Origin of the sequence: Eubacterium ramulus (assembly GCF_003122485.1) — a bacterium.
In the GTDB taxonomy this organism is placed as follows: domain Bacteria; phylum Bacillota; class Clostridia; order Lachnospirales; family Lachnospiraceae; genus Eubacterium_I; species Eubacterium_I ramulus_A.
Genome location: NZ_JRFU01000108.1, coordinates 1 through 21,113 on the forward strand (window position 1 = coordinate 1; position 21,113 = coordinate 21,113).

Sequence of the window (21,113 nt, forward strand, 5' to 3'; positions counted from 1 at the left end):
GCTGATCTCCGCCAAAGGAAATCGGACGAATCTTTGTCTTATCTTTGATATACAAAAATCCAATGCCCTTCGGTCCGTGAATTTTATGTCCGCTGACAGAAAGCAGATCGATATGCATCCGTTTCGGAATGATCTGAAACTTTCCGTAAGCCTGAATCGCATCCACATGAAATACCGTAGCCGGATTGTGATCTTTGATGATTTTTCCAGCTTCTTCGATTGGCTCTAAGGCACCGATTTCATTGTTTACCATCATCATGGAAACAAGGATCGTATCTTCCCGCAGCTCCTGCTGCAACCGTTCCAGTGAAATCTGACCGTTTGCGTCTACCGGCAGATAAGTGATCTCAAATCCCTCTTCTTCCAGAAAACGCATGGTATTTTTCACGGATGCATGCTCTACGCTGGTGGTAATGATATGTTTGCCTGCACGCTGGTTTGCCAGTGCTGTCCCGATGATTGCCAGGTTATTGGACTCTGTTCCACCGGAAGTGAATACAATCTCCTTTTCCTGACAACGCAGGGTTTTTGCGATAGCTGTGGTTGCCTCTTTGACATATTTTTCCGCTTCCACACCTTTCATATGCATAGAGGACGGATTTCCGAAGTCCACCGTCAGCGCTTCCACCATTTTATTTTTTGCCGCCTCCGAACATCTCGTGGTGGCTGAATTATCCAGATATGCTTCCATTGTCAGCATTCTCCCTCCGTTTTTTCTTCCAGTTCCAGCATCAGCATGGACATGGTGCAGATTGCTGCCGTATCCGTGCGCAAAATTCGTTTTCCAAGGGAAAGCACCTCAGCATCCTGCCGCAAAAGTTCAATCTCTTCCTCAGAAAAACCGCCTTCCGGACCGATAAACACACTGATAGACTGTCCCGGCTTTACCTTTTTTAACGCTTCTCTGGTTGCTTCCATACCGCGTTCATTTTCATAAGGAACCAAAATCATATCCTGCTGCTTTGCATACACTACCGCTTCTTTGAAACTCATTACGGTATGCACTTCCGGAATTTTGCTGCGTTTGGACTGTTTTGCCGCACTCTCACTGATAGCCTGCCAACGTTTTACTTTATTGCCGGCCTTTTTTGCATCCAGTTTTACAACACAATATTTCATTGCCACCGGAATGATCTCGTGCACGCCAAGTTCCACCGATTTCTGAATGATATACTCCATACGATCGCCCTTTGGCAGTCCCTGAAACAGATAAATCTGTGACGGGAGCTCCGTATCCGACGCTTCCTCATCCAGAATGTCTGCCTGCACGAAATCATCAGTCAGTTCCGCAATCTCACAAAACATATCCCGTGAGCTGCTGCTGACCCGGATTTTTTCACCCGGACGCATACGCAGTACGTTTTTGATATGATTGACATCACTTCCAGTGATGGTCACGTATTCTTTACCAATCTGGCAATCATCCACAAAAAACTGATACATGCTTATTTCCTCGCTGTAATGCTGACCCATTCACCCTGATGTGTCACTTCCAGAACCGTCATGCCAGCTTTTTCAATCGCTTCTTTTACTTCATTCTCTTTAAAGTCAATGATTCCGGAAGTAATGAATACACCATCTTTTTTCAGACGTGCCGGAATGACCGGTGCCATCGGAATAATAACGTCTGCCAGAATATTTGCAACAACAACGTCATATTTCTCTGTTCCGACTTTTTCCTGAAGTTCTGTATCATCAATCAGGTTTCCTACGTAAAAATCACCCTGTTCTCTGCTCAGGTGGTTTACCTCAAAATTCTCATAAGTAGAGGTAATGCAATCCTCATCAATATCTGTACCGGTCAGATGTCCTGCACCAAGTTTCAGGCTGACGATAGAAAGGATTCCGCTTCCGCATCCTACGTCCAGCACTTCATCGCCTGCTTTCATATATTTACGAAGCTGGTGGATACAAAGCTGTGTGGTCTCATGTTTACCGGTTCCAAAGGAAATGCCAGGATCGATCTCAATCAGAATCTTGTCCTGATCGGCCTGATCCAGTTCTTCCCAGGTCGGTTTGATCAGAATATCATCAATCGTAAAGGAATGGAAAAACTCTTTCCAGTTATTCATCCAGTCGATATCCTCTGTCTCGCTGCTTGTGATCTTGCCGCTTCCGATATTTACATAGCTGCGCATTTCTTCCAGTGCTTCTGCCACTTCTTTTAACTTCTCGCTGTGATCCTCTCCGGATTCCAGATAAAAGCTGACATAACCGATGCCCTGATCTGGTGGAAGTTCCGGCAGAATATCAATAAACATTTTAGAAGTATCAGATTCAGACAACGGTACATTATCCTCGATTTCAATGCCTTCGATACCAAGATCTGCCAGCGTACTGCTGATGTAATCTTCCGCTTCTGTGGTGGTTTCAATTGTATATTTATCCCATTTCATCGTACATATTCCTCCATATTTTATTATTTCATATTAAGTGCACATGAGATTTCGCACATCACTCTGCTCAGCATAAGTTCCTATATTTTCACAAAATGCTATGCGCTCTCATAGTTCCGAACATACCGATTAGTCCTGAAATCCCGGGATTTTCATTTCAAATCTCGTAGAAACAGGACTCATCAATGCATAGATATTTTTATATTACCCTATAACCCTATCATTCGACAAGAGTTTTTTTGTCTGACCGAAAATTTTGATAGAAAATTTAATAATTCCACTTTTTCTTTGCAAAAATATGTTTCAGTGCATTTTTCTACTTTATCCTCTGCGGAAGCGATCCAACATCATAAAAATTTCTTCTTTTCGCGGATATGCATAGCCGCAGGAAAGGGCTCCATCCACAAAATCTGTCATTCCTTTTTTCTCCAGCAGACTGCAGATTTCCGCAACCAACACCTGCATTTCCATAGAAACCGCACCTTTTTTCACGATATATTTCAGTATCGCTGCCAGAGCCGCCATCTGCTCGGAATCAATCAACTGCTCCACATACCGCAGATCCACCATATTATGCTCAATGGAAAATCCATCTGTTCCCATTACTTTTGTCTTGATCCGTTCTTCCCGGTCTCCTCTGCCATGTCGTTTTGCCTTTCGCTCCATTTCAAACATACGCTTTTCAGACGGAAGTACAAATGGTTCTGTATTGCACTTAAAATCCACCGACGGATATTCCGGCAGTAATTCCTGTACTTTGGCCTTCACGTCTTTCGGTCGATAGGCGTCCATCTGAATAATGGTATCTGCCACATGGAAAAAGGCACCGCTGCTGCCCGCAACCAGAATTGTGGAAATTCCTGCTTTTTCATACAGATCCCGCACTCTGGCGATAAATGGCGTGATCGGCTCCTGCTCTCCACTGACGACACGCTGCATAAAGGCATCCCGCACAAGAAAGTTCGTTGCGGAAGTGTCCTCATCAATCAAAAAACAACTTGTACCCGCTTCGATTCCTTCCATAACACCTGCCGCCTGTGATGTACTTCCGCTGGCATCCTCCGTGGAAAAACAGTGCGTATCCTTTCCATTTGGAAGATCATGAATAAACAGGGACAGATCCAGATTGGAGACTGCACGACCATCCTCTGCACGCAGCTTCAACGCATTGACTCTGGTAATAACATATTCTCTGCCATCACCTTTCACATGATTGTATACCCCTTGTTCTAAAGCCTGCAGCAACGTGGATTTTCCATGATAACCACCGCCGATGATCAGCGTCACGCCTTCCGGAATTCCCATACCAAAAATGCTGCCGCCAAATGGCAAATCAATGGCAAGTTCCATACTCTTTGGAGACTCAAATGCCACCGCATCTTTTAACGGCTGGCTGGACACACCGCTCTTTCGTGGCAGAATACTTCCATTTGCACAAAATGCCACCAGTTTTCGTTCTTCTAACACTTCACGAATCTTCTGCTGATTTTCCGCCAGTTCAAAACCTTCCTGAACCAGCCTCTTATCCCACGCCTGATAATACAGACACTTTTTCACGATTTGCGGCAGAAAATCCAGTAAGATTTTCTCCAGTTCCTGCGCATTGATCGTACGTCCATTTGCCGGAAAACCAACTTCAAACCTCACAATCAGCAATTTTTCTGTAAATTCTACCGCTGTCCGGCGCATAACTTCCGGTCCCGGTCTGCTAGTAGAGATCAATCCGCTTTTTCCAGAACCTTTTGCCTTAAAACTGTACTGATCCAATGCTCTGGAAAACTTGCGTAAGATCAGATCCTCTAACGCTGTTTTTGTATGTCTTCCTTCAAAATATTTCTCTGGAAATCCCGCTTTTGCCAACGGAAGTTCCACATGCAGGGAGGACGGTGCCGCAAAAGGATCGCCCTGTACATGATCGATAGACAGCACAAAGTCACCGAAGGTATAGCTTCCCCTCAGTGACTTGTATGCCGGATAACTTTTTCGATGAATTGATTCTAATTTATTTTTTAAATCTGTTTTATTATACATCCGTAATCCTATATTATTTTCAATCTGTTTTTCAGTTCTGTCATCATCTGTTTTCTATCATCCAGATTCCCTCTGAATTTCTTATTTCAGATAATTACAGTAACAATTATTTATGAGAACTAATCTTCTTTTTTATTAAAGAAACCTCTCTTTTTGTGATGTTTCTCCTGCTTTACACCTTCTTCAGACGCTGTATTCAGGGAATCACCTGCTAATGCATCGTAAGCTCTCAGTGCATCTTTTGCCTCTGCGCTTAAGGATGTCGGTACCTGTACCACCAGGGTAACGTACTGATCACCACAAATATTTTTGTTACGAAGAGATGGAACACCTTTTCCTTTCAGACGGATTCTTGTGTTTGTCTGTGTACCCGGTTTTACAGTATAAAGCACATCGCCGTGTACGGTGCTGATTCTCATCTCGCCGCCTAATACTGCCTGCGCAAAAGAAATTGGTGCTGTAGAATAAATATTCATATCCTGACGCTGGAAGATCGGATGTGAGGATACGATAACCTCTACCAGCAGATCACCACGCGGTCCGCCATTGACACCCGGCTCACCTTTGTCACGGATACGAACACTCTGTCCATTATCGATTCCGGCCGGAATGGAAACCTTGATTTTCTTTCTGCTGGAAGTATAACCGGTTCCACGGCAGGAAGTACATTTATCTTTGATGATCTTACCGGATCCATTACATTCCGGACAGGTCTGAACGTTCTGAACCATGCCGAACAGAGACTGCTGGGAAAATACAACTTTACCTTTTCCGCCACATTTTGTACATGTCTCCGGAGAAGTACCCGGTTTTGCTCCTGTTCCACCACAAGTCGTACATTCATCTTTCAGTACCATATCAATTTCTTTCTCACAGCCAAACACTGCTTCCTCAAACGTGATACGGACACTGGTTCTTAAGTTGGCACCTTTCATCGGTCCATTGGATGCGCCTCTTCTGGAACCGCCGCCAAAGAAATCGCCGAAAATATCGCCAAACATATCGCCAAAATCCATGCCTGAAAAATCAAATCCACCAGCTCCGGCGCCGCCTGCTCCACCGTCAAATGCAGCGTGACCAAACTGATCATACTGTCTTCTCTTCTCTGAATCACTTAATACCGCATAAGCCTCAGAAGCCTCTTTAAATTTTGCTTCTGCTTCTTTGTCTCCCGGGTTTGCATCCGGATGATATTTTTTGGCTAACTGGCGGTATGCCTTTTTAATTGTGGCATCATCTGCGCTACGGTCTACACCAAGCACCTCATAATAATCCCTTTTCTGTTCTGCCATATCTGAACTCCATCCCTTATGTTTTACTCTATTTTTGTATCTTCTGGTCTCACGAAGGGCAATTTTCCTTCGAAGATTAATCCAACAATGCACCAGAAGGCATTCCGCCCTCTGGTGCGTTATTTATCAATTTGCATTTACTGCGATGAACCGCATGTGTTTAACTTCTGATTAAACCTCTTTGTAATCAGCGTCTACGACATCATCATCTGCTCCGCCTGCTGCCTGCTGACCAGCACCTGCGTTCATGTCCGGACCTGCGCCTGCTGCACCCTGTGCTGCCTGTGCCTGCTCGTACATTTTAGCAAATACCTGCTGAGCACTTGTCATTAATTTCTCTTTTGCAGCTTTCATCTCATCTAACTCTGCATCTGTCATCTTGTCAGCTTCCGGATGCGCCTCAAGGAGTGCTTTTAATGCATCCAGGTCTGCCTGAACAGTTGCTTTCTCAGAATCAGATACGCCTGCTCCAACTTCCTCAAGAGCTTTCTCTGTCTGGAATACGAAGGAATCAGCATCGTTTCTTGTATCGATTGCTTCTTTTCTCTTCTTATCCTGAGCTTCGAACTCTGCTGCTTCTTTTACAGCTTTATCGATCTCGTCATCAGACATGTTAGATCCTGCTGTAATTGTGATGTGCTGCTCTTTGCCTGTTCCAAGATCTTTTGCAGATACGTTTACAATACCATTTGCATCGATATCGAATGTAACCTCGATCTGCGGAACACCACGACGTGCTGGCGGGATTCCATCCAGGCGGAACTGACCAAGGGATTTATTATCTCTAGCGAACTGACGCTCACCCTGTACTACGTTGATATCTACAGCTGTCTGGTTATCTGCTGCTGTAGAGAAGATCTGGCTCTTTCTTGTCGGGATTGTCGTATTTCTCTCGATCAGTCTTGTAGCTACACCACCCATTGTCTCGATGGATAAGGAAAGTGGAGTTACATCCAGCAGTAATACTTCACCGGCACCTGCATCGCCTGCAAGTTTACCACCCTGGATAGAAGCACCGATTGCTACGCACTCATCCGGGTTCAGGGATTTGCTTGGCTCTTTACCTGTTAACTGTTTTACTTTATCCTGTACAGCCGGGATACGTGTAGAACCACCTACTAACAGTACCTGACCAAGTTCAGAAGCTGTTAAGCCAGCATCTTTTAATGCGTTCTGTACCGGAACTGCTGTTCTATCAACCAGATCACGTGTTAACTCATCAAATTTAGCTCTTGTAAGGTTCATATCGAAATGTTTCGGTCCCTCAGCTGTAGCCGTGATGAACGGAAGGTTGATGTTTGTTGTTGTTGCGGAAGAAAGCTCTTTTTTCGCTTTCTCAGCTGCTTCTTTTAATCTCTGAAGAGCCATTTTATCTGTAGAAAGGTCTACACCTTCCTGTTTTTTGAACTCAGCGATCATGTAGTCTGTGATCTTCTGGTCGAAGTCATCACCACCAAGTCTGTTATCACCGGATGTAGATAATACTTCGATAACGCCATCACCGATTTCAATGATAGATACATCGAATGTACCACCACCAAGGTCATAAACCATGATCTTCTGCTCGCTCTCATTGTCCAGACCATATGCTAAAGCTGCTGCTGTCGGCTCGTTGATGATACGTTTTACATCAAGACCTGCGATCTTACCAGCATCTTTTGTTGCCTGACGCTGAGCATCATTGAAGTATGCCGGAACTGTGATAACAGCCTCAGATACTTTCTCGCCTAAGTAGTTCTCAGCATCTGCTTTTAATTTCTGAAGGATCATTGCGGAAATCTCCTGCGGAGAATATTTCTTTCCGTCAATCTCTTTTTTATAATCTGTACCCATCTCTCTCTTGATAGAGGAGATTGTTTTTTCTGCATTTGTAACAGCCTGACGTTTTGCCGGCTCACCAACCAGTCTCTCACCTGTTTTTGTAAAAGCTACTACTGATGGTGTTGTTCTTGCTCCTTCTGTATTTGCTACAACTACCGGTTTACCACCTTCCATAACTGCTACACAGCTATTTGTTGTTCCTAAGTCGATACCAATAATCTTGCTCATAATTATGTCCTCCTATCTATTGTTTCAAAAATAAACTTGTTTTTATATTTAACGAATAATCGTTAATGACTGATTAGTTTGCTACTTTTACCATGCTGTGGCGAACCACGCTGTCACGGTATGTGTAACCTTTCTGGAATTCCTCAGCGATGATGTTCTCGCCAAACTCCTCATCCTCGATATGCATTACTGCGTTATGCAGATTCGGATCAAATTCCTGACCAACCGCTTCGATTGGTTTTACTCCTGCTTCTTCCAACATGGTCATCATCTGTTTGTAGATCTTTTCCATACCTTCTACGAAAGGAGATCCTTTTTCTTCCTCAGTGACAGCTGCCAGACCACGTTCGAAGTTATCAACAACCGGAAGTATTTTTTCTACGATACTTTTTGCACCGGTCTCAAACATCTGGGTCTTTTCTTTTTCTGTTCTCTTACGGAAGTTATCGAACTCAGCCATCTGTCTTCTGACTCTGTCTGTAAGCTCTTCGATTTTCTCATCTTTTTTATCTTTCTTCTCTTTCTTTTTGAAGAAAGAGCCTTTTTCTTTTCCGGCTTCCGGTTCTTCTGCTGCAGCCTCCTCAGCTTCTTCTACTGTTTCTTCCTCAGCTGCATCATTTATTTCTTCATTTTCTAAAATTTCTTCTTCCATTTCTTCCGGACTGATGTTTTTACCCTCTGCCATCGAAATCCCACCTTTCCGTTTTCATCATCTCTCAATGACTACTCATCTGTCTTTTTAAATATGTCATCCAGCTGAACCTTTAAGGTCCGCAGGTTGTCAACTACTTTTTCGTAATCCATACGTTTCGGTCCGACGATTCCGACGGTTCCGCGGATTCCTTTTCCAAGATCGTAAGTGGCGGTAACCACGCTGCAATCTTTCATTCCCTGCATCGGGCTTTCGTTTCCGATGTACACCTGAATGCCGGTTCCCGGATTTCCGTTTTCTTTGTCGACAGTAAACAGATCTTTGAACTCCTGCTTTTCTTCGAAAGCACTGATCAGCTCGCTTGCCCGCTCGGAATCACTCAACTCCGGATATTTGAAGATATTGGTTGCTCCACTGGTGTAAATCTCAAGGTCTTCGTCTTCCTGAATCGCCTGAGCAACTGCATCCAGCACATCGCTTACCATGGCACTGTGGATACCCGCCTGCTCTTTCAATCTGGAAATCGTTCCAAGGTTGATATCCTCAAGTGCAAGACCATTTAAACTTCCGTTCAGCAAAATGTTTAACTTCAACATGGTTTCCTGATCCGGTGTCTCCTCTGTGCGGATGATCTTATTCTTTACGATGTTACCATCCAGCATGATGGTTGCCAGAACCTGTTCCTCATCCACGGTGGAGAGCTGAATGAATTTCACTTTTCCGTGATGGGTCTGCGGTGCGGATACCACTGTCGCGTAATTGGTATTTGCTGCCAGCATCTTCGCGATCTGTTTTAATACAAATTCCATACGCTCCGTTTTCTCGATCACAAATTCCTTCATATCGGAAATCTCATGATCTTTTTCCTCCATCAGGTGATCTACATAAAATCGATACCCTTTGTCCGATGGAATACGTCCTGCTGAAGTATGCGGCTGAACAATGTATCCAAGTTCCTCCAGATCTGACATCTCGTTACGGATCGTTGCAGAACTGAGATTCAGATCAGACGCTTTCGCGATCGTTCTGGAACCAACCGGCTCACCTGTTTCCAGATAAGTCTGAATGATTGCATGTAAAATTTTCGTTTTTCTTTCGTCCAATCCTTCGCTCATGTGTTTCATGCTCCTGTAATTGATGCTTTTTTCTTGTTAGCACTCAACCGTTTGGAGTGCTAATATCTTCATTACCTAATGTAGCACTATCGTTTTTCTTTGTCAACATCTATTTTTATTTTTTTCATATTTTTTCAAATCATCCTTTTGAACAGCATCTATCACATGCAAAAAGGATTCATCTGCCACAATCGTTTGTAACAAATCAATCCTTTTTCTTCTATACTTATTCTTCTTTCTTCTATACTTATTCTTCTGTCTTGTTCAATGCCATTCTGTATTACATATCACATTATATATAATAAGAATTACAACAAAAATTCCGCCAGTACATAATTGCTGACATCTATACCATGTTCCGTCAAACGCACATAGCCTGCCATTTCTTCGATCAGCTGTTCACTCTTTAATTTTCGAAGTACCTCACCATAGACACTGTCCAGTGTTACCTGAAATGTTGTTTCAAACTGCTGCCGGGAGATTCCTGCCATCAGACGCAGCCCCAGAAACATGAATTCTTCCATCTCGGATTTTTTGTCCAATGTTTCTATATGGATATGATGCTCTCTGCAACACTCTTGCTGTAATACGATTTTTTTCTTCGGCAACACAGTTTCGTTCCCGGATAATCGGCAATCCAACTCATTTTGTTCATCCATTCCCTTCTGATTCAAACAAGTCTGATCTGCTGAAATGTATTCCTGTTCCAAATATTCCTTCAGATTCGACGTGTTCTGAAACCTTTGATGTTCCACTAATGAAGATGCGCCAAGTCCCAGTCCAAGATAATCTTTTCTGATCCAGTAACCGCAGTTATGCCGACATTCATATCCCGGCTTCGCATAATTAGATATCTCATACCGCTCATACCCTTTCGTATGCAAAAAAGCCTCCGTCAGTTCATACATCTGACGTTCCACATCTTCCTCTGGAAGCAGTCTCGGATGCCCGCCTTCCTCCCGAATTTGCTCATCTTCCGCAAAACGTTCATAAAACGGTGTACCTTCCTCAATAATCAGACTGTATGCAGAAATATGCTCCGGGCGCAAAGCTGTCACTTTTTGCAGCGTATTCTGCCAGCTTTTCAGTGTCTGTCCCGGCAGCGCCGACATCAGATCCACATTGATATTTTCAAACCCGGCTTTTCGTGCCAGATCATAACTTTCCAGAAACTGCGCAAAATTGTGGATTCTCCCCAAAAGCTGCAATTCTCTGTCATCCGCGGACTGTAATCCCATACTAAGCCGGTTAAATCCCGCCTGCACCAGTTTTTCCGCCTTTCCTGCTGTCAATGTTCCCGGATTACATTCCACAGTAATCTCAGCATCTGCCACTAAATGAAAATACTTCTTTACCGTCTCTAATATGGCAGCAAGCTGATACCCTTCCAGAATCGTTGGTGTACCGCCGCCAAAAAAGATGCTGCTCACCTGATATTCCTTAAATTGTGGACCATAATATGCAATTTCTTCCTGTAACTTCTTTATATAAGAAATCCGCACCGGCGGATCAGCCGGTGCAGATAAAAAATCACAGTATGCACATTTTCGTTCACAAAAAGGAATATGAAAATATAATTCTAATTCTTTCATATGTTCCCTCTAATAAATTCGCTATTTTACATCATTCTCGCAGCCATTTACGAATATGCATATAAATTAACGTAACCTGTTTCTTATTTATCATCCAGTTTCAGAACACTCATAAACGCTTTCTGCGGAATCTCTACATTTCCGACCTGACGCATACGTTTTTTACCTTCCTTCTGTTTCTCCAGAAGTTTTCTCTTTCGGGAAATATCGCCGCCGTAACATTTTGCCAGTACGTCTTTGCGCATAGCACGAACAGTCTCACGGGCGATAACTTTTCCACCGACTGCTGCCTGAATCGGGATTTCAAACAGATGACGCGGGATCTCCTCTTTTAACTTCTCACACATTTTTCGACCACGCTCATACGCACTGCCAGAGAATACGATAAAGGAAAGCGCATCCACTTCTTCTTTATTAATAAGGATATCCAGTTTTACCAGATCAGAACGGGTGTAGCCTTTCATCTCATAGTCAAAAGAAGCATATCCTCTGGAACGGGATTTCAACGCATCAAAGAAATCATAAATGATCTCATTCAACGGCAGATCGTATTTGATCAGCGCACGCGTTTCTTCCATATATTCCATACTAATATAAATACCACGGCGCTCCTGACACAGATCCATGATGGCGCCAATATACTCACTGGTTACCATGATTTCTGCACTTACCATCGGTTCTTCCATATAGTCAATCTCAGACGGATCCGGCATGTTAGATGGGTTTGTCAAATCCATCACGGTTCCATCTGTCTTGTGTACTTTGTAAATAACGCCCGGTGCTGTCGTTACCAGATCCAGGTTGTATTCACGCTCCAAACGTTCCTGAATAATTTCCAAATGTAATAATCCTAGGAATCCACAACGGAAACCAAATCCCAGTGCCGCAGATGTCTCTGGTTCAAACTGAAGCGCTGCATCGTTTAACTGCAGTTTTTCCAGCGCATCACGCAGATCCGGATATTTAGCGCCATCGGACGGATACAGACCACAGTAAACCATCGGATTTACTTTCTTGTAACCCGGAAGCGGCTCTGCACACGGATTGGAACGATTTGTGATCGTATCACCCACGCGGGTATCCTGTACATTCTTAATACTAGCCGTAATGTAACCTACCATACCGGCAGATAATTCCTCACATGGAATAAACTGACCGGCACCAAAATAACCAACTTCCACAACGTCTGCCGTTGCTCCTGTCGCCATCATTTTGATCGGTGTACCGACGCGGACGGTTCCCTCTTTGATACGGCAAAAGACAATAACACCTTTGTACGCATCATATAAAGAGTCAAAAATCAGCGCCTGTAACGGAGCCTTCGGATCTCCGGTCGGAGCCGGAATCTTCTCCACGATCTGTTCCAGAACCTGATCTACATTCAGACCTGTTTTTGCAGAAATCTGCGGTGCATCGTGTGCTTCCAGTCCAATGACATCCTCAATCTCCTCAATGACACGCTCCGGATCCGCACTTGGCAGATCGATTTTATTAATAACCGGCATAACATCCAGATCATGATCCAGCGCCAAATATACATTTGCCAGTGTCTGTGCCTCGATACCCTGCGCCGCATCCACAACAAGAATTGCGCCGTCACAGGCTGCCAGACTTCGGGAAACCTCATAGTTGAAATCCACATGACCTGGGGTGTCGATCAGGTTGAAGATATACTCCTCCCCATCTTTTGCCTTATAAATAATACGAACGGTCTGCGCTTTGATGGTAATACCACGCTCACGCTCCAGATCCATATTGTCCAACACCTGAGACTGCATCTCACGACTGGTCAGCAAACCTGTCATCTCGATGATTCGGTCTGCCAGGGTAGATTTACCATGATCAATATGTGCAATAATACAAAAATTTCTGATTTTACTCTGATCTATCACTAAAATTCCTCCATATGTTTGTTATCTGTTTTATGCAATTTATTTTACAATTCATTTACGGATGCGCCTAACATCCCAATATTAATTATGATTTTAACATCGAACCCGGGAAATAGCAAGTTTTACGTAAGTTCCCCTAAAATAAATCACATTTTTCATTTCCTTATCTTCGATTCCTTGATTTGTCTTTTTTTTGATGGTATGATAGGCAGGAAACGAATGCAAAGGAGCAAAGAAAATGGATATTAATGAAAAAGCTTTAGAATTACATAAACAGTGGAACGGAAAACTTACCACTGAAGCAAAATCTGCGGTAAAAACCCGCGAAGATTTATCCCTTGCCTATACACCGGGTGTTGCAGAGCCTTGTAAAGTTATCGCAAAAGATCCTGCTGCTGCTTACACCTACACAATGAAAGCAAATACCGTTGCCGTTGTTTCCGACGGAAGTGCTGTTCTCGGTCTTGGAAATATCGGTGCCCTTGCCGCTATGCCGGTTATGGAAGGAAAATGTGTACTGTTCAAAGAATTCGCAGATGTAAATGCAGTTCCGATCGTTCTGGATACACAGGATACCGATGAGATCATCCGTACCGTTGCAAACATTGCACCGACTTTCGGCGGCATCAATCTGGAAGATATCTCTGCACCAAGATGTTTTGAGATCGAAGAAAAATTAAAATCCATGCTGGATATCCCGGTTTTCCACGATGATCAGCACGGTACTGCCATCGTTGTCCTTGCAGGTATCATCAATGGTCTGCGCGTGACAGGAAAGAAAAAAGAAGACTGCCGCGTTGTTGTAAACGGTGCCGGTTCTGCCGGAGTTGCCATCACAAAATTACTGCTCACCTATGGTTTCAAACACGTAACCATGTGTGACAAACTTGGTATCATTGGCAAAGATTATCCGGATCTGAACTGGATGCAGCAGAAAATGACAGAAGTAACAAACTTAGAAAACCAAACCGGTACGTTAGCAGATGCTCTGCGCGGTGCTGATATTTTTGTCGGTGTTTCTGCTCCGAATATCGTATCTGCCGAAATGGTTGCTTCTATGAACAAAGACGCTATCCTCTTTGCTATGGCAAACCCGGTTCCGGAAATCATGCCAGATGTTGCAAAAGCTGCCGGAGCAAAAGTCGTTGGAACAGGAAGAAGCGATTTTCCAAATCAGGTAAATAACGTAATCGCATTCCCAGGTATCTTCAAAGGTGCTCTGGAAGGACATGCACGTCAGATCACAGAGGAAATGAAACTCGCTGCTGCCAAAGCCATCGCCGGACTTGTCAGCGACGAAGAATTAAACGAAGATTTTATTATGCCGGAGCCGTTTGATCCGCGTGTTGCAGATGTTGTCAGCCAGGCAGTAAAATCTCACATCGAAGCATAAGATTATGAATGCAAACCGCTATTATTCGCTGGATACTTATTTAAAAGAAACTTTCGGTGAAAAAGTATATCGTATTTCTTTAAATGGCGGCATGACCTGCCCGAATCGTGACGGGACAAAAGGGACCCGCGGCTGTATCTTCTGCAGCCGCGGTGGTTCCGGTGATTTTGCAGAAAGCAGTCTGCTGTCTGTGACGGAACAGATCGAAGCTGGTCGTAAAAAGCTCGCTGCCAAAACAAAATGCCGCAAATTTGTTGCTTATTTTCAGGCATATACGAATACCTATGCGCCGGTTTCTTATCTCCGTCCACTATTTATGGAAGCAATTCTGCATCCTGACATCGTCGTTCTCTCTGTTGCCACCCGTCCGGATTGTATCACACCGGAAATCCTTACTCTTTTATCGGAATTGAATGAGATAAAACCTGTATGGATCGAATTTGGGCTTCAGACTATTCACGATGAAACTGCTGCTTTTATCCGCAGGGAATTTTCTCTTTCCTGCTATGAACAGGCAGTTGCAGAGCTGAAACATCGGAATATTGCTGTGGTCACGCATGTCATTCTCGGTCTGCCCGGCGAAACAACCGAACAGATATTAGAAACCGTCGACTATGTGGCACATTCCGGGATTTCCGGTGTCAAACTGCAGTTATTGCATGTGTTATCGGACACAGATCTGGCTGATTATTATGCAGCGCATCCATTTCCGCTTTTTTCGATGGAAGAATATTGTGATTTCATTGTAACCTGCCTGGAACATCTCCCACCATCTATGGTCGTCCACAGAATTACCGGCGATGGTCCGCGCAAGCTTCTGGTGGCACCATTATGGAGCACAGATAAGAAACGGGTGCTGAACACCATTCATAAAAGACTCAGAGAACGCGATACTTATCAGGGCGCTGATTTTACGTAGAAAGAAGGAAGCAAGCTATGGCAGATTTACATACCATGTATCGTGTGATGATTCTGTATATGTTAAATCAGGTGGAATATCCACTGACCAACACACAGATCACGAACTTTATTCTGGAAAAAGAATATACGAATTATTTTACGGTTCAGGAGATTCTGTCTGACCTGATTTCTTCTCAGTTGATCACTGCAGAATCTACTCATAACAATACCCGTTACCGGATTACACCGTATGGACAGGAGACGCTTGGATTTTTCCATGTAAAAATATCGGATGCCATCAAAGAAGATATCCGCACTTATTTTGTGGAGCATGATTTTGATCTGAAGCAGGAAACTTCTGTCTATGCCGATTATTATAAGGTTCCCGGGGAAGGATATGCCGTGCGCTGCCGTATCCGGAATCTGGAGACAGATATCGTGGATCTGACCTTGCATGTTTCTGGCAGACAGCAGGCAGAAGCGGTCTGTCAGAACTGGAAAAAGAATCATTTCCCGATTTATGAAACATTAATGGACATTTTGCTCAAATAAAAAGAACGTATCACATTTCAACCTCTTGTCTGCATGACATTATATTGAAAATGATACGTTCTTTTTATATATGCTTTTTACTATTACGCTTAAATCCTGTTTACAGATTCTTTGAATACGCAGTTATCCTTATTTGTGCTTTTTCACACTATAGCCAAAGGAACCGATTTTTTTCCCAAGTTCAAAGTATTCTCCATGAGAATATGCAGTCAGTCCAATGTCATTGAGATGGAATTTGCCCTTCTCATCCATATATTTTGGATTGACAGAAACTGCAAACACCTCTGCCAGAAACATATCATGGGAACCAAGCTCAATGATCTGTTTTACTTTGCATTCAATGCTGACCGGACTCTCTGCAATTCCCGGTGCCGCGATGGTTTTGGACTCACATGGAGTCAGATGCATCTCTTTGAATTTGTCTACCTCTCTGCCGGATTTGACACCACAATAATCGGTAGCAAACGTCAGATCGTTAGTTGTCAGATTGATCACAAACTCGCCGGTTTCTTTGATAATATCATAAGAATAACGCTCTTTTCGCACGGAAATAGACACCATTGCCGGATCAGAGCAGATGGTTCCTGCCCATGCCACGGTAATAATGTTCGGTCTCTCCTCCGGACGCTTGCAGCTGATCATAACTGCCGGTACCGGATACAGCATATTTCCCGGTTTCCAAAATTCTCTTTCCATATTACTCTCCTGTTTTTTTCAAACGTTCTATCCATATCCTTTCCGGATCTTCTGAAAAGTTCCGAAAAATCTCTTTCAAAATGCTTTACTGATCCTGCATTGCAGACATGAACATCGGAATTAACTGTTTCTTTCTGGATACAACGCCTCTCAGCACATGGTATGCGCCTTCTTTATGAACCGGAAATGCTTTCTCCACCAGTTCATCCGCATGCTCTCCCTCACAGATCAGATAGGTTGTCTCCTCAATGATATTGGTCAGCATCACGAATACCATCTCGATTTTTCTTTCTGTCATTGCTTCACGCAAATACGGAAGCAATTTGTCTCTGACCTGATCCAGTTCATCCTGTGTCATGGCACTGATCTGACCTACACCAAAATCTACACCATTCTGACTGAATGTCTTGAAATCCTGATAGAAGATTTCTTCCGGTGTCTTGCTTCCGAAATCACTTCCTGCCTGGAACATCGCTTTTGCATGCTCCTCAGTATTGATTCCGGCAATTCCTGCAAGTTCCTCTGCCACAGCCTTATCTAACGGTGTACAGGTAGGAGAACGGTACATCAGTGTATCAGACAAAATTGCAGAACACAGCAGTCCTGCGATGGTTTTGTTGATCTCCACATTCTGCTCACGATACATCTGATAAATGATCGTTGCAGTACATCCAAGCGGCTGATTACGGAAAAATACCGGTGACATAGTCTCCAGACTTCCGATTCTGTGGTGATCAATGATCTCCAGAATATCAGCACCGCCGATTCCGTCAACTGCCTGTGTTTTCTCATTATGATCCACCAGGATCAGCTGTTTTTTCTTCATGTTCAACAGGTTTCGTCTGGAAATCATTCCGACATATTTTCCATCAGTATCCAAAACCGGGAAGTCACGATGTTTCTCTTTTGACATGATTTCCCGCACATCATCAATGTATTCTTCCAGTTCAAAGGTAACAAGCTGGTCTCTGCGCATAAAGAATTTGATCGGCATACTCTGGTTCACCAGACGTGCCGCTGTATAAGTATCATAATCTGTGGTAATGACCACACAATTTCTCTCTGCTGCCATCTTAATAATGGATTTTGGCACCTGTGGGCTTCCAGCAATGATCAGACAGCTTGCATTACATTCCAGCGCACAAACCTGCGCATCATAACGGTTACCCATGATAACCAGATCGTCATCATCCAGGAACTGCTCCATCGTCTCCGGATTTGCAGAACCAACCACAACTTTTCCCTTCGTAAAATAAGCGTGTTCGTTTCCGCAAAGCAGCTGACCTTCCAGTGTATCAACGATATTCTGATACTGCGTTTTCGCTCTGGACAAAATACTGTTATCATAGACATCCATATAGGAAGTTGCAATATCGCCGGTAATGATCAGACCTTCCAGATTGTTCTCTCCATCTGTAACCGGCAAAGTTACAACATTTTGTTCTTTCATCATTTCCCATGCACGTTTCAGGGAAATTTTTCCGCTGACACCCGGTGTTTTGCGGATCTCAATATCTTTTACCTGTGCACCTACATCTGTGATGAGTCCAGGAGATTTTACCCCAAAAGTCTTCAGCACATATTTGGTTTCTTCATTTAATTCTCCCGCACGTTTTGCCTCATAACGCCCTTCGTCTGACTGATTCTTTAAATTCGCATATGCAATCGCCGCACAGATAGAATCTGTATCCGGATTCTTATGACCGACGACCCATACTTTCTTCTTTTTCTCTATAGCCATATTATCGGTTGCTCTCCTATACCCTTTATTTTGGGAACAGTCCTCTTCCATTCCCAGCTTCATTAAGTCAATTAGTAAACGTGTAACTACCCAGTGCATTTCTGTCACTGGGTATTTTTTCATTCTATCACTTCATTTTTATTTTGGCAACTACCTAATATGCTATTTCTGTGAGTTCTTACCATCATTGCAATTTTAAACAACATGGCATCTTCAAACGTACGAATATCAAGCCCAATCTTCTTCTCGATCCGCTCCAGACGGTACACCAACGTATTGCGGTGAATATATAGCTGGCGGGCAGTCTCTGAAATATTCAGATTATTGTCAAACAGCTGACGGATCGTCGCCATTGCTTCCTCATCCAGTTCCATATCCGCATGATCTCCCAACACTTCTTTCAGAAACAGGTCACACATCTCTACGGAAAGTTGTGAGATCAGACGTCCCAGTCCAAGTCTCCTGTAATAAAACACCCGTTCATCATCAGAAAACACCATTCCGACCTTAAGTGCCATAGATGCCTGGCGATATTTTTCATGAAACAATACAAAATCTTCTGCGGCATCGGTATATCCAACCCATGCATTACACATAGCTTCCATTTGTAAGTTGTCGATGATCCGTCTGGCAAACTGATCGTTTTCCACATCAATTCCACGGACATTTTTGATAAGCACCATTTTCTTATCATCCACGTCGATCAGATAATCCACCCCATATACCACAAACATGTTTTTCAGCATTTCCAGAATAATCTCATTTTGTTCATCTGCAAACTGGATCACGAAAATCATGTAAGTTCCGTTCTTCATTCGGATCTGATGCCTTTTTTCCTGAATCTGCTGTTCGGAAAATTCACCATTTAGCAGCTGTCTCAGGAAATTAATTTCATTCGTCGGCTCCTGTGCTGCCAGATAAAGATTCCGGATCTGGCAGCATGCCATCTGTCCGATGACATACGAAGCATCACCGGCTCCATTATTGCTTGCAAGCAAAATGTTTTCTGTCTGATCATTGATCTCAATTTTTAAAAAGATCCAATTCTGGATCGTCTGACTGTCTGCCATAGATTTTGCAAACAAAACAACCAGCTCCTGAACCTTTTCCTCCAGATCAGGTACCGTAGACGCCAGCATTTTCCCCTTTTTATTGAACAACACAAAATCCATACGGGAGATCTGTTTCATTTCCTTTAACGCCTGTGCCAGTTTTTTTCCGGGCAAACGTTGTTCCAATGTCTATCCCTCCTTAAAATGAAAACTGGGTATGAAACTCATACCCAGTTTTCTATTGCAAAAGTGCACCATCTGTACACTTTTCATCCTTATGCATAATTCTGCATGTTACACTTCTTAGTGAGAAATAACCTGCTCTGTCTCTTTATCAAAGATATGACCTTTGTTGATATCAAATGCAACTGTCACATCATCACCGTAACGGCAAGGTGTACTGGAATCAACTTTTGCTGTCATTGTAACACCATTTGCTGTGTAGTAAAGTAATACTTCAGAACCAAGCAGCTCGTATCCGGTACATTTTGCTTTGATTGTGTAATCAGCATGTTTCTGCAGATACTCTGGCTCATCATCCATATCATCCGGACGAATACCAAATACAACTGTTTTTCCGTCATATCCGCCATCTTTTAATGCTTTTGCTTTGTTTGCTGGCATTACATAGGTAGCATCACCACTTGTCAGTGTTACTTTATCGCCTTCTACCTTGCATACGCAATCTAAGAAGTTCATCTGCGGAGATCCGATGAATCCTGCAACGAACAGGTTGTCCGGCTCATTGTACAGTTTCTGTGGAGAATCTACCTGCATGATCACGCCATCTTTCATAACAACGATTCTGGTACCAAGTGTCATAGCCTCAGTCTGATCATGTGTTACATAGATGATTGTTGCGCCAAGTCTCTGATGTAAGGAAGAAATCTCGGAACGCATCTGTACTCTTAATTTTGCATCCAGGTTGGAAAGCGGCTCATCCATCAGGAATACTTTCGGCTCACGCACGATAGCACGTCCCATGGCAACACGCTGTCTCTGTCCACCGGAAAGAGCTTTCGGTTTACGATCCAGTAATTTCTCAAGGTCCAGGATTCTTGCTGCGTTACGAACTTTTTTATCAATCTCATCTTTTGGCACTTTTCTTAATTTTAAAGCAAATGCCATGTTGTTATATACTGTCATATGAGGATATAAAGCATAGTTCTGGAATACCATGGCGATATCTCTGTCCTTCGGCTCAACATCGTTCATTCTCTTTCCATCAATATCGAACTCACCTTCTGAAATTTCCTCCAGACCAGCGATCATACGAAGTGTTGTAGATTTACCACATCCGGATGGTCCAACGAAGATGATGAACTCTTTATCTGCCACATCCAAATTGAAGTCTTTTACTGCCTCAAAACCGTTTGGATATCTCTTATAGACATGTTTTAATGATAATTCTGCCATTTTTTAATTACCCTCCATAAAATAATTCTCCACAAAACGCCTTGTTTTGCTATGCACTTATACTAACAAATTCTGTACGCTTTGTCATCGGGTATTGTCACAAATTTCACATGAAAACCTTGGTATTTCTGCCAGTTTTTTGTTCACCTCTCACAATTTTTCAGTATATTGACTATATGTCGTTTCCACATTTCGTCATTTTAACGAAACCATTCGGTAACTTACTGTTTTCCGGTACTTCCAAAACCGCCACGGTTTGCATTTCCCAGAGATGCCACCTCTTCAAAAACGATCTGTGGCTGATTTTCCACAATACGGAACTGGCAGATTCTATCATTTACATT

General features: G+C 43.2%; 17 protein-coding genes and 1 pseudogene. 3 read left to right on the forward strand and 15 right to left on the reverse strand.

Annotation, left to right across the window (positions count from 1 at the left end):
* The 10 genes from LG34_RS09645 to lepA form a co-directional block, all read right to left on the reverse strand.
* Positions 1–700 (reverse strand): cysteine desulfurase family protein (locus LG34_RS09645; RefSeq protein WP_431602611.1); only part of this gene is annotated, 700 nt, incomplete at its 3' end.
* Positions 694–1,443, reverse strand: a complete 750-nt coding sequence (locus LG34_RS09650; protein ID WP_109215889.1) for an RsmE family RNA methyltransferase — start codon at positions 1,441–1,443, stop codon at positions 694–696. The genes LG34_RS09650 and LG34_RS09645, both read right to left, overlap by 7 nt.
* Positions 1,444–1,445: 2 nt before the next feature.
* Complete coding sequence (prmA, locus tag LG34_RS09655) at positions 1,446–2,396, reverse strand: 50S ribosomal protein L11 methyltransferase (protein ID WP_109215890.1); 951 nt, start codon at positions 2,394–2,396, stop codon at positions 1,446–1,448.
* Between the two features lie 321 nt (positions 2,397–2,717).
* Positions 2,718–4,427, reverse strand: coding sequence for an ABC-ATPase domain-containing protein (locus tag LG34_RS09660; protein WP_109215891.1), 1,710 nt, complete (start codon positions 4,425–4,427; stop codon positions 2,718–2,720).
* A gap of 119 nt (positions 4,428–4,546) precedes the next feature.
* Positions 4,547–5,719: a molecular chaperone DnaJ gene (dnaJ, locus tag LG34_RS09665; protein ID WP_109215892.1), complete on the reverse strand. Its 1,173-nt coding sequence runs from the start codon at positions 5,717–5,719 to the stop codon at positions 4,547–4,549.
* Between the two features lie 171 nt (positions 5,720–5,890).
* Positions 5,891–7,768, reverse strand: a complete 1,878-nt coding sequence (gene dnaK, locus LG34_RS09670) for a molecular chaperone DnaK (protein ID WP_109215893.1) — start codon at positions 7,766–7,768, stop codon at positions 5,891–5,893.
* A 73-nt stretch (positions 7,769–7,841) separates the two neighbouring features.
* Complete coding sequence (grpE, locus tag LG34_RS09675; protein ID WP_109215894.1) at positions 7,842–8,453, reverse strand: nucleotide exchange factor GrpE; 612 nt, start codon at positions 8,451–8,453, stop codon at positions 7,842–7,844.
* A gap of 38 nt (positions 8,454–8,491) precedes the next feature.
* Complete coding sequence (gene hrcA, locus LG34_RS09680) at positions 8,492–9,535, reverse strand: heat-inducible transcriptional repressor HrcA (RefSeq protein WP_330427456.1); 1,044 nt, start codon at positions 9,533–9,535, stop codon at positions 8,492–8,494.
* 308 nt (positions 9,536–9,843) lie between these two features.
* Positions 9,844–11,127: a radical SAM family heme chaperone HemW gene (hemW, locus tag LG34_RS09685; protein WP_109215896.1), complete on the reverse strand. Its 1,284-nt coding sequence runs from the start codon at positions 11,125–11,127 to the stop codon at positions 9,844–9,846.
* An 83-nt stretch (positions 11,128–11,210) separates the two neighbouring features.
* Positions 11,211–13,019 (reverse strand): translation elongation factor 4, encoded by a 1,809-nt coding sequence (lepA, locus tag LG34_RS09690; protein ID WP_330427455.1) that lies wholly within the window; start codon positions 13,017–13,019, stop codon positions 11,211–11,213.
* A 238-nt stretch (positions 13,020–13,257) separates the two neighbouring features.
* Between lepA and LG34_RS09695 the strand changes: the two genes are divergently transcribed.
* Genes LG34_RS09695 through LG34_RS09705 form a run of 3 tightly spaced genes read left to right on the forward strand, consistent with a single transcriptional unit; the run spans position 13,258 to position 15,864 of the window.
* Positions 13,258–14,412, forward strand: coding sequence for an NAD(P)-dependent malic enzyme (locus tag LG34_RS09695; RefSeq protein ID WP_109215898.1), 1,155 nt, complete (start codon positions 13,258–13,260; stop codon positions 14,410–14,412).
* Positions 14,413–14,416: 4 nt separating this feature from the next.
* Entirely contained in the window at positions 14,417–15,331 is a 915-nt protein-coding gene (locus tag LG34_RS09700) for a TIGR01212 family radical SAM protein (RefSeq protein WP_109215899.1), read from the forward strand.
* A gap of 17 nt (positions 15,332–15,348) precedes the next feature.
* Positions 15,349–15,864, forward strand: coding sequence for a DUF4364 family protein (locus tag LG34_RS09705; RefSeq protein WP_109215900.1), 516 nt, complete (start codon positions 15,349–15,351; stop codon positions 15,862–15,864).
* A 129-nt stretch (positions 15,865–15,993) separates the two neighbouring features.
* On the opposite strand, the gene LG34_RS09710 is transcribed toward LG34_RS09705, so the two are convergent.
* From LG34_RS09710 to LG34_RS17155, 5 genes and pseudogenes are all read right to left on the reverse strand, one after another.
* Entirely contained in the window at positions 15,994–16,560 is a 567-nt protein-coding gene (locus LG34_RS09710) for a flavin reductase family protein (protein ID WP_109215901.1), read from the reverse strand.
* Positions 16,561–16,645: 85 nt separating this feature from the next.
* On the reverse strand, positions 16,646–18,301 hold the full coding sequence (locus LG34_RS09715; protein ID WP_109215902.1) for a putative manganese-dependent inorganic diphosphatase: 1,656 nt from the start codon (positions 18,299–18,301) through the stop codon (positions 16,646–16,648).
* Between the two features lie 119 nt (positions 18,302–18,420).
* Positions 18,421–19,539 (reverse strand): PucR family transcriptional regulator, encoded by a 1,119-nt coding sequence (locus LG34_RS09720; RefSeq protein ID WP_109215903.1) that lies wholly within the window; start codon positions 19,537–19,539, stop codon positions 18,421–18,423.
* A gap of 117 nt (positions 19,540–19,656) precedes the next feature.
* A complete protein-coding gene (locus tag LG34_RS09725; protein WP_109215904.1) occupies positions 19,657–20,769 on the reverse strand; it encodes an ABC transporter ATP-binding protein in 1,113 nt (370 codons plus the stop codon).
* Positions 20,770–20,990: 221 nt separating this feature from the next.
* Positions 20,991–21,113: pseudogene (locus tag LG34_RS17155) on the reverse strand (deoxyuridine 5'-triphosphate nucleotidohydrolase); the annotation flags it as partial.

Excerpts from the sequence above, each read along its gene's own strand:
- LG34_RS09650 (WP_109215889.1), bottom strand. The coding sequence starts at position 1,443 with ATGTATCAGTTTTTTGTGGATGATTGCCAGATTGGTAAAGAATACGTG.
- prmA (WP_109215890.1), bottom strand. The coding sequence starts at position 2,396 with ATGAAATGGGATAAATATACAATTGAAACCACCACAGAAGCGGAAGAT.
- LG34_RS09660 (WP_109215891.1), bottom strand. The coding sequence starts at position 4,427 with ATGTATAATAAAACAGATTTAAAAAATAAATTAGAATCAATTCATCGA.
- dnaJ (WP_109215892.1), bottom strand. The coding sequence starts at position 5,719 with ATGGCAGAACAGAAAAGGGATTATTATGAGGTGCTTGGTGTAGACCGT.
- dnaK (WP_109215893.1), bottom strand. The coding sequence starts at position 7,768 with ATGAGCAAGATTATTGGTATCGACTTAGGAACAACAAATAGCTGTGTA.
- grpE (WP_109215894.1), bottom strand. The coding sequence starts at position 8,453 with ATGGCAGAGGGTAAAAACATCAGTCCGGAAGAAATGGAAGAAGAAATT.
- hrcA (WP_330427456.1), bottom strand. The coding sequence starts at position 9,535 with ATGAGCGAAGGATTGGACGAAAGAAAAACGAAAATTTTACATGCAATC.
- hemW (WP_109215896.1), bottom strand. The coding sequence starts at position 11,127 with ATGAAAGAATTAGAATTATATTTTCATATTCCTTTTTGTGAACGAAAA.
- LG34_RS09695 (WP_109215898.1), top strand. The coding sequence starts at position 13,258 with ATGGATATTAATGAAAAAGCTTTAGAATTACATAAACAGTGGAACGGA.
- LG34_RS09700 (WP_109215899.1), top strand. The coding sequence starts at position 14,417 with ATGAATGCAAACCGCTATTATTCGCTGGATACTTATTTAAAAGAAACT.
- LG34_RS09705 (WP_109215900.1), top strand. The coding sequence starts at position 15,349 with ATGGCAGATTTACATACCATGTATCGTGTGATGATTCTGTATATGTTA.
- LG34_RS09710 (WP_109215901.1), bottom strand. The coding sequence starts at position 16,560 with ATGGAAAGAGAATTTTGGAAACCGGGAAATATGCTGTATCCGGTACCG.
- LG34_RS09715 (WP_109215902.1), bottom strand. The coding sequence starts at position 18,301 with ATGGCTATAGAGAAAAAGAAGAAAGTATGGGTCGTCGGTCATAAGAAT.
- LG34_RS09725 (WP_109215904.1), bottom strand. The coding sequence starts at position 20,769 with ATGGCAGAATTATCATTAAAACATGTCTATAAGAGATATCCAAACGGT.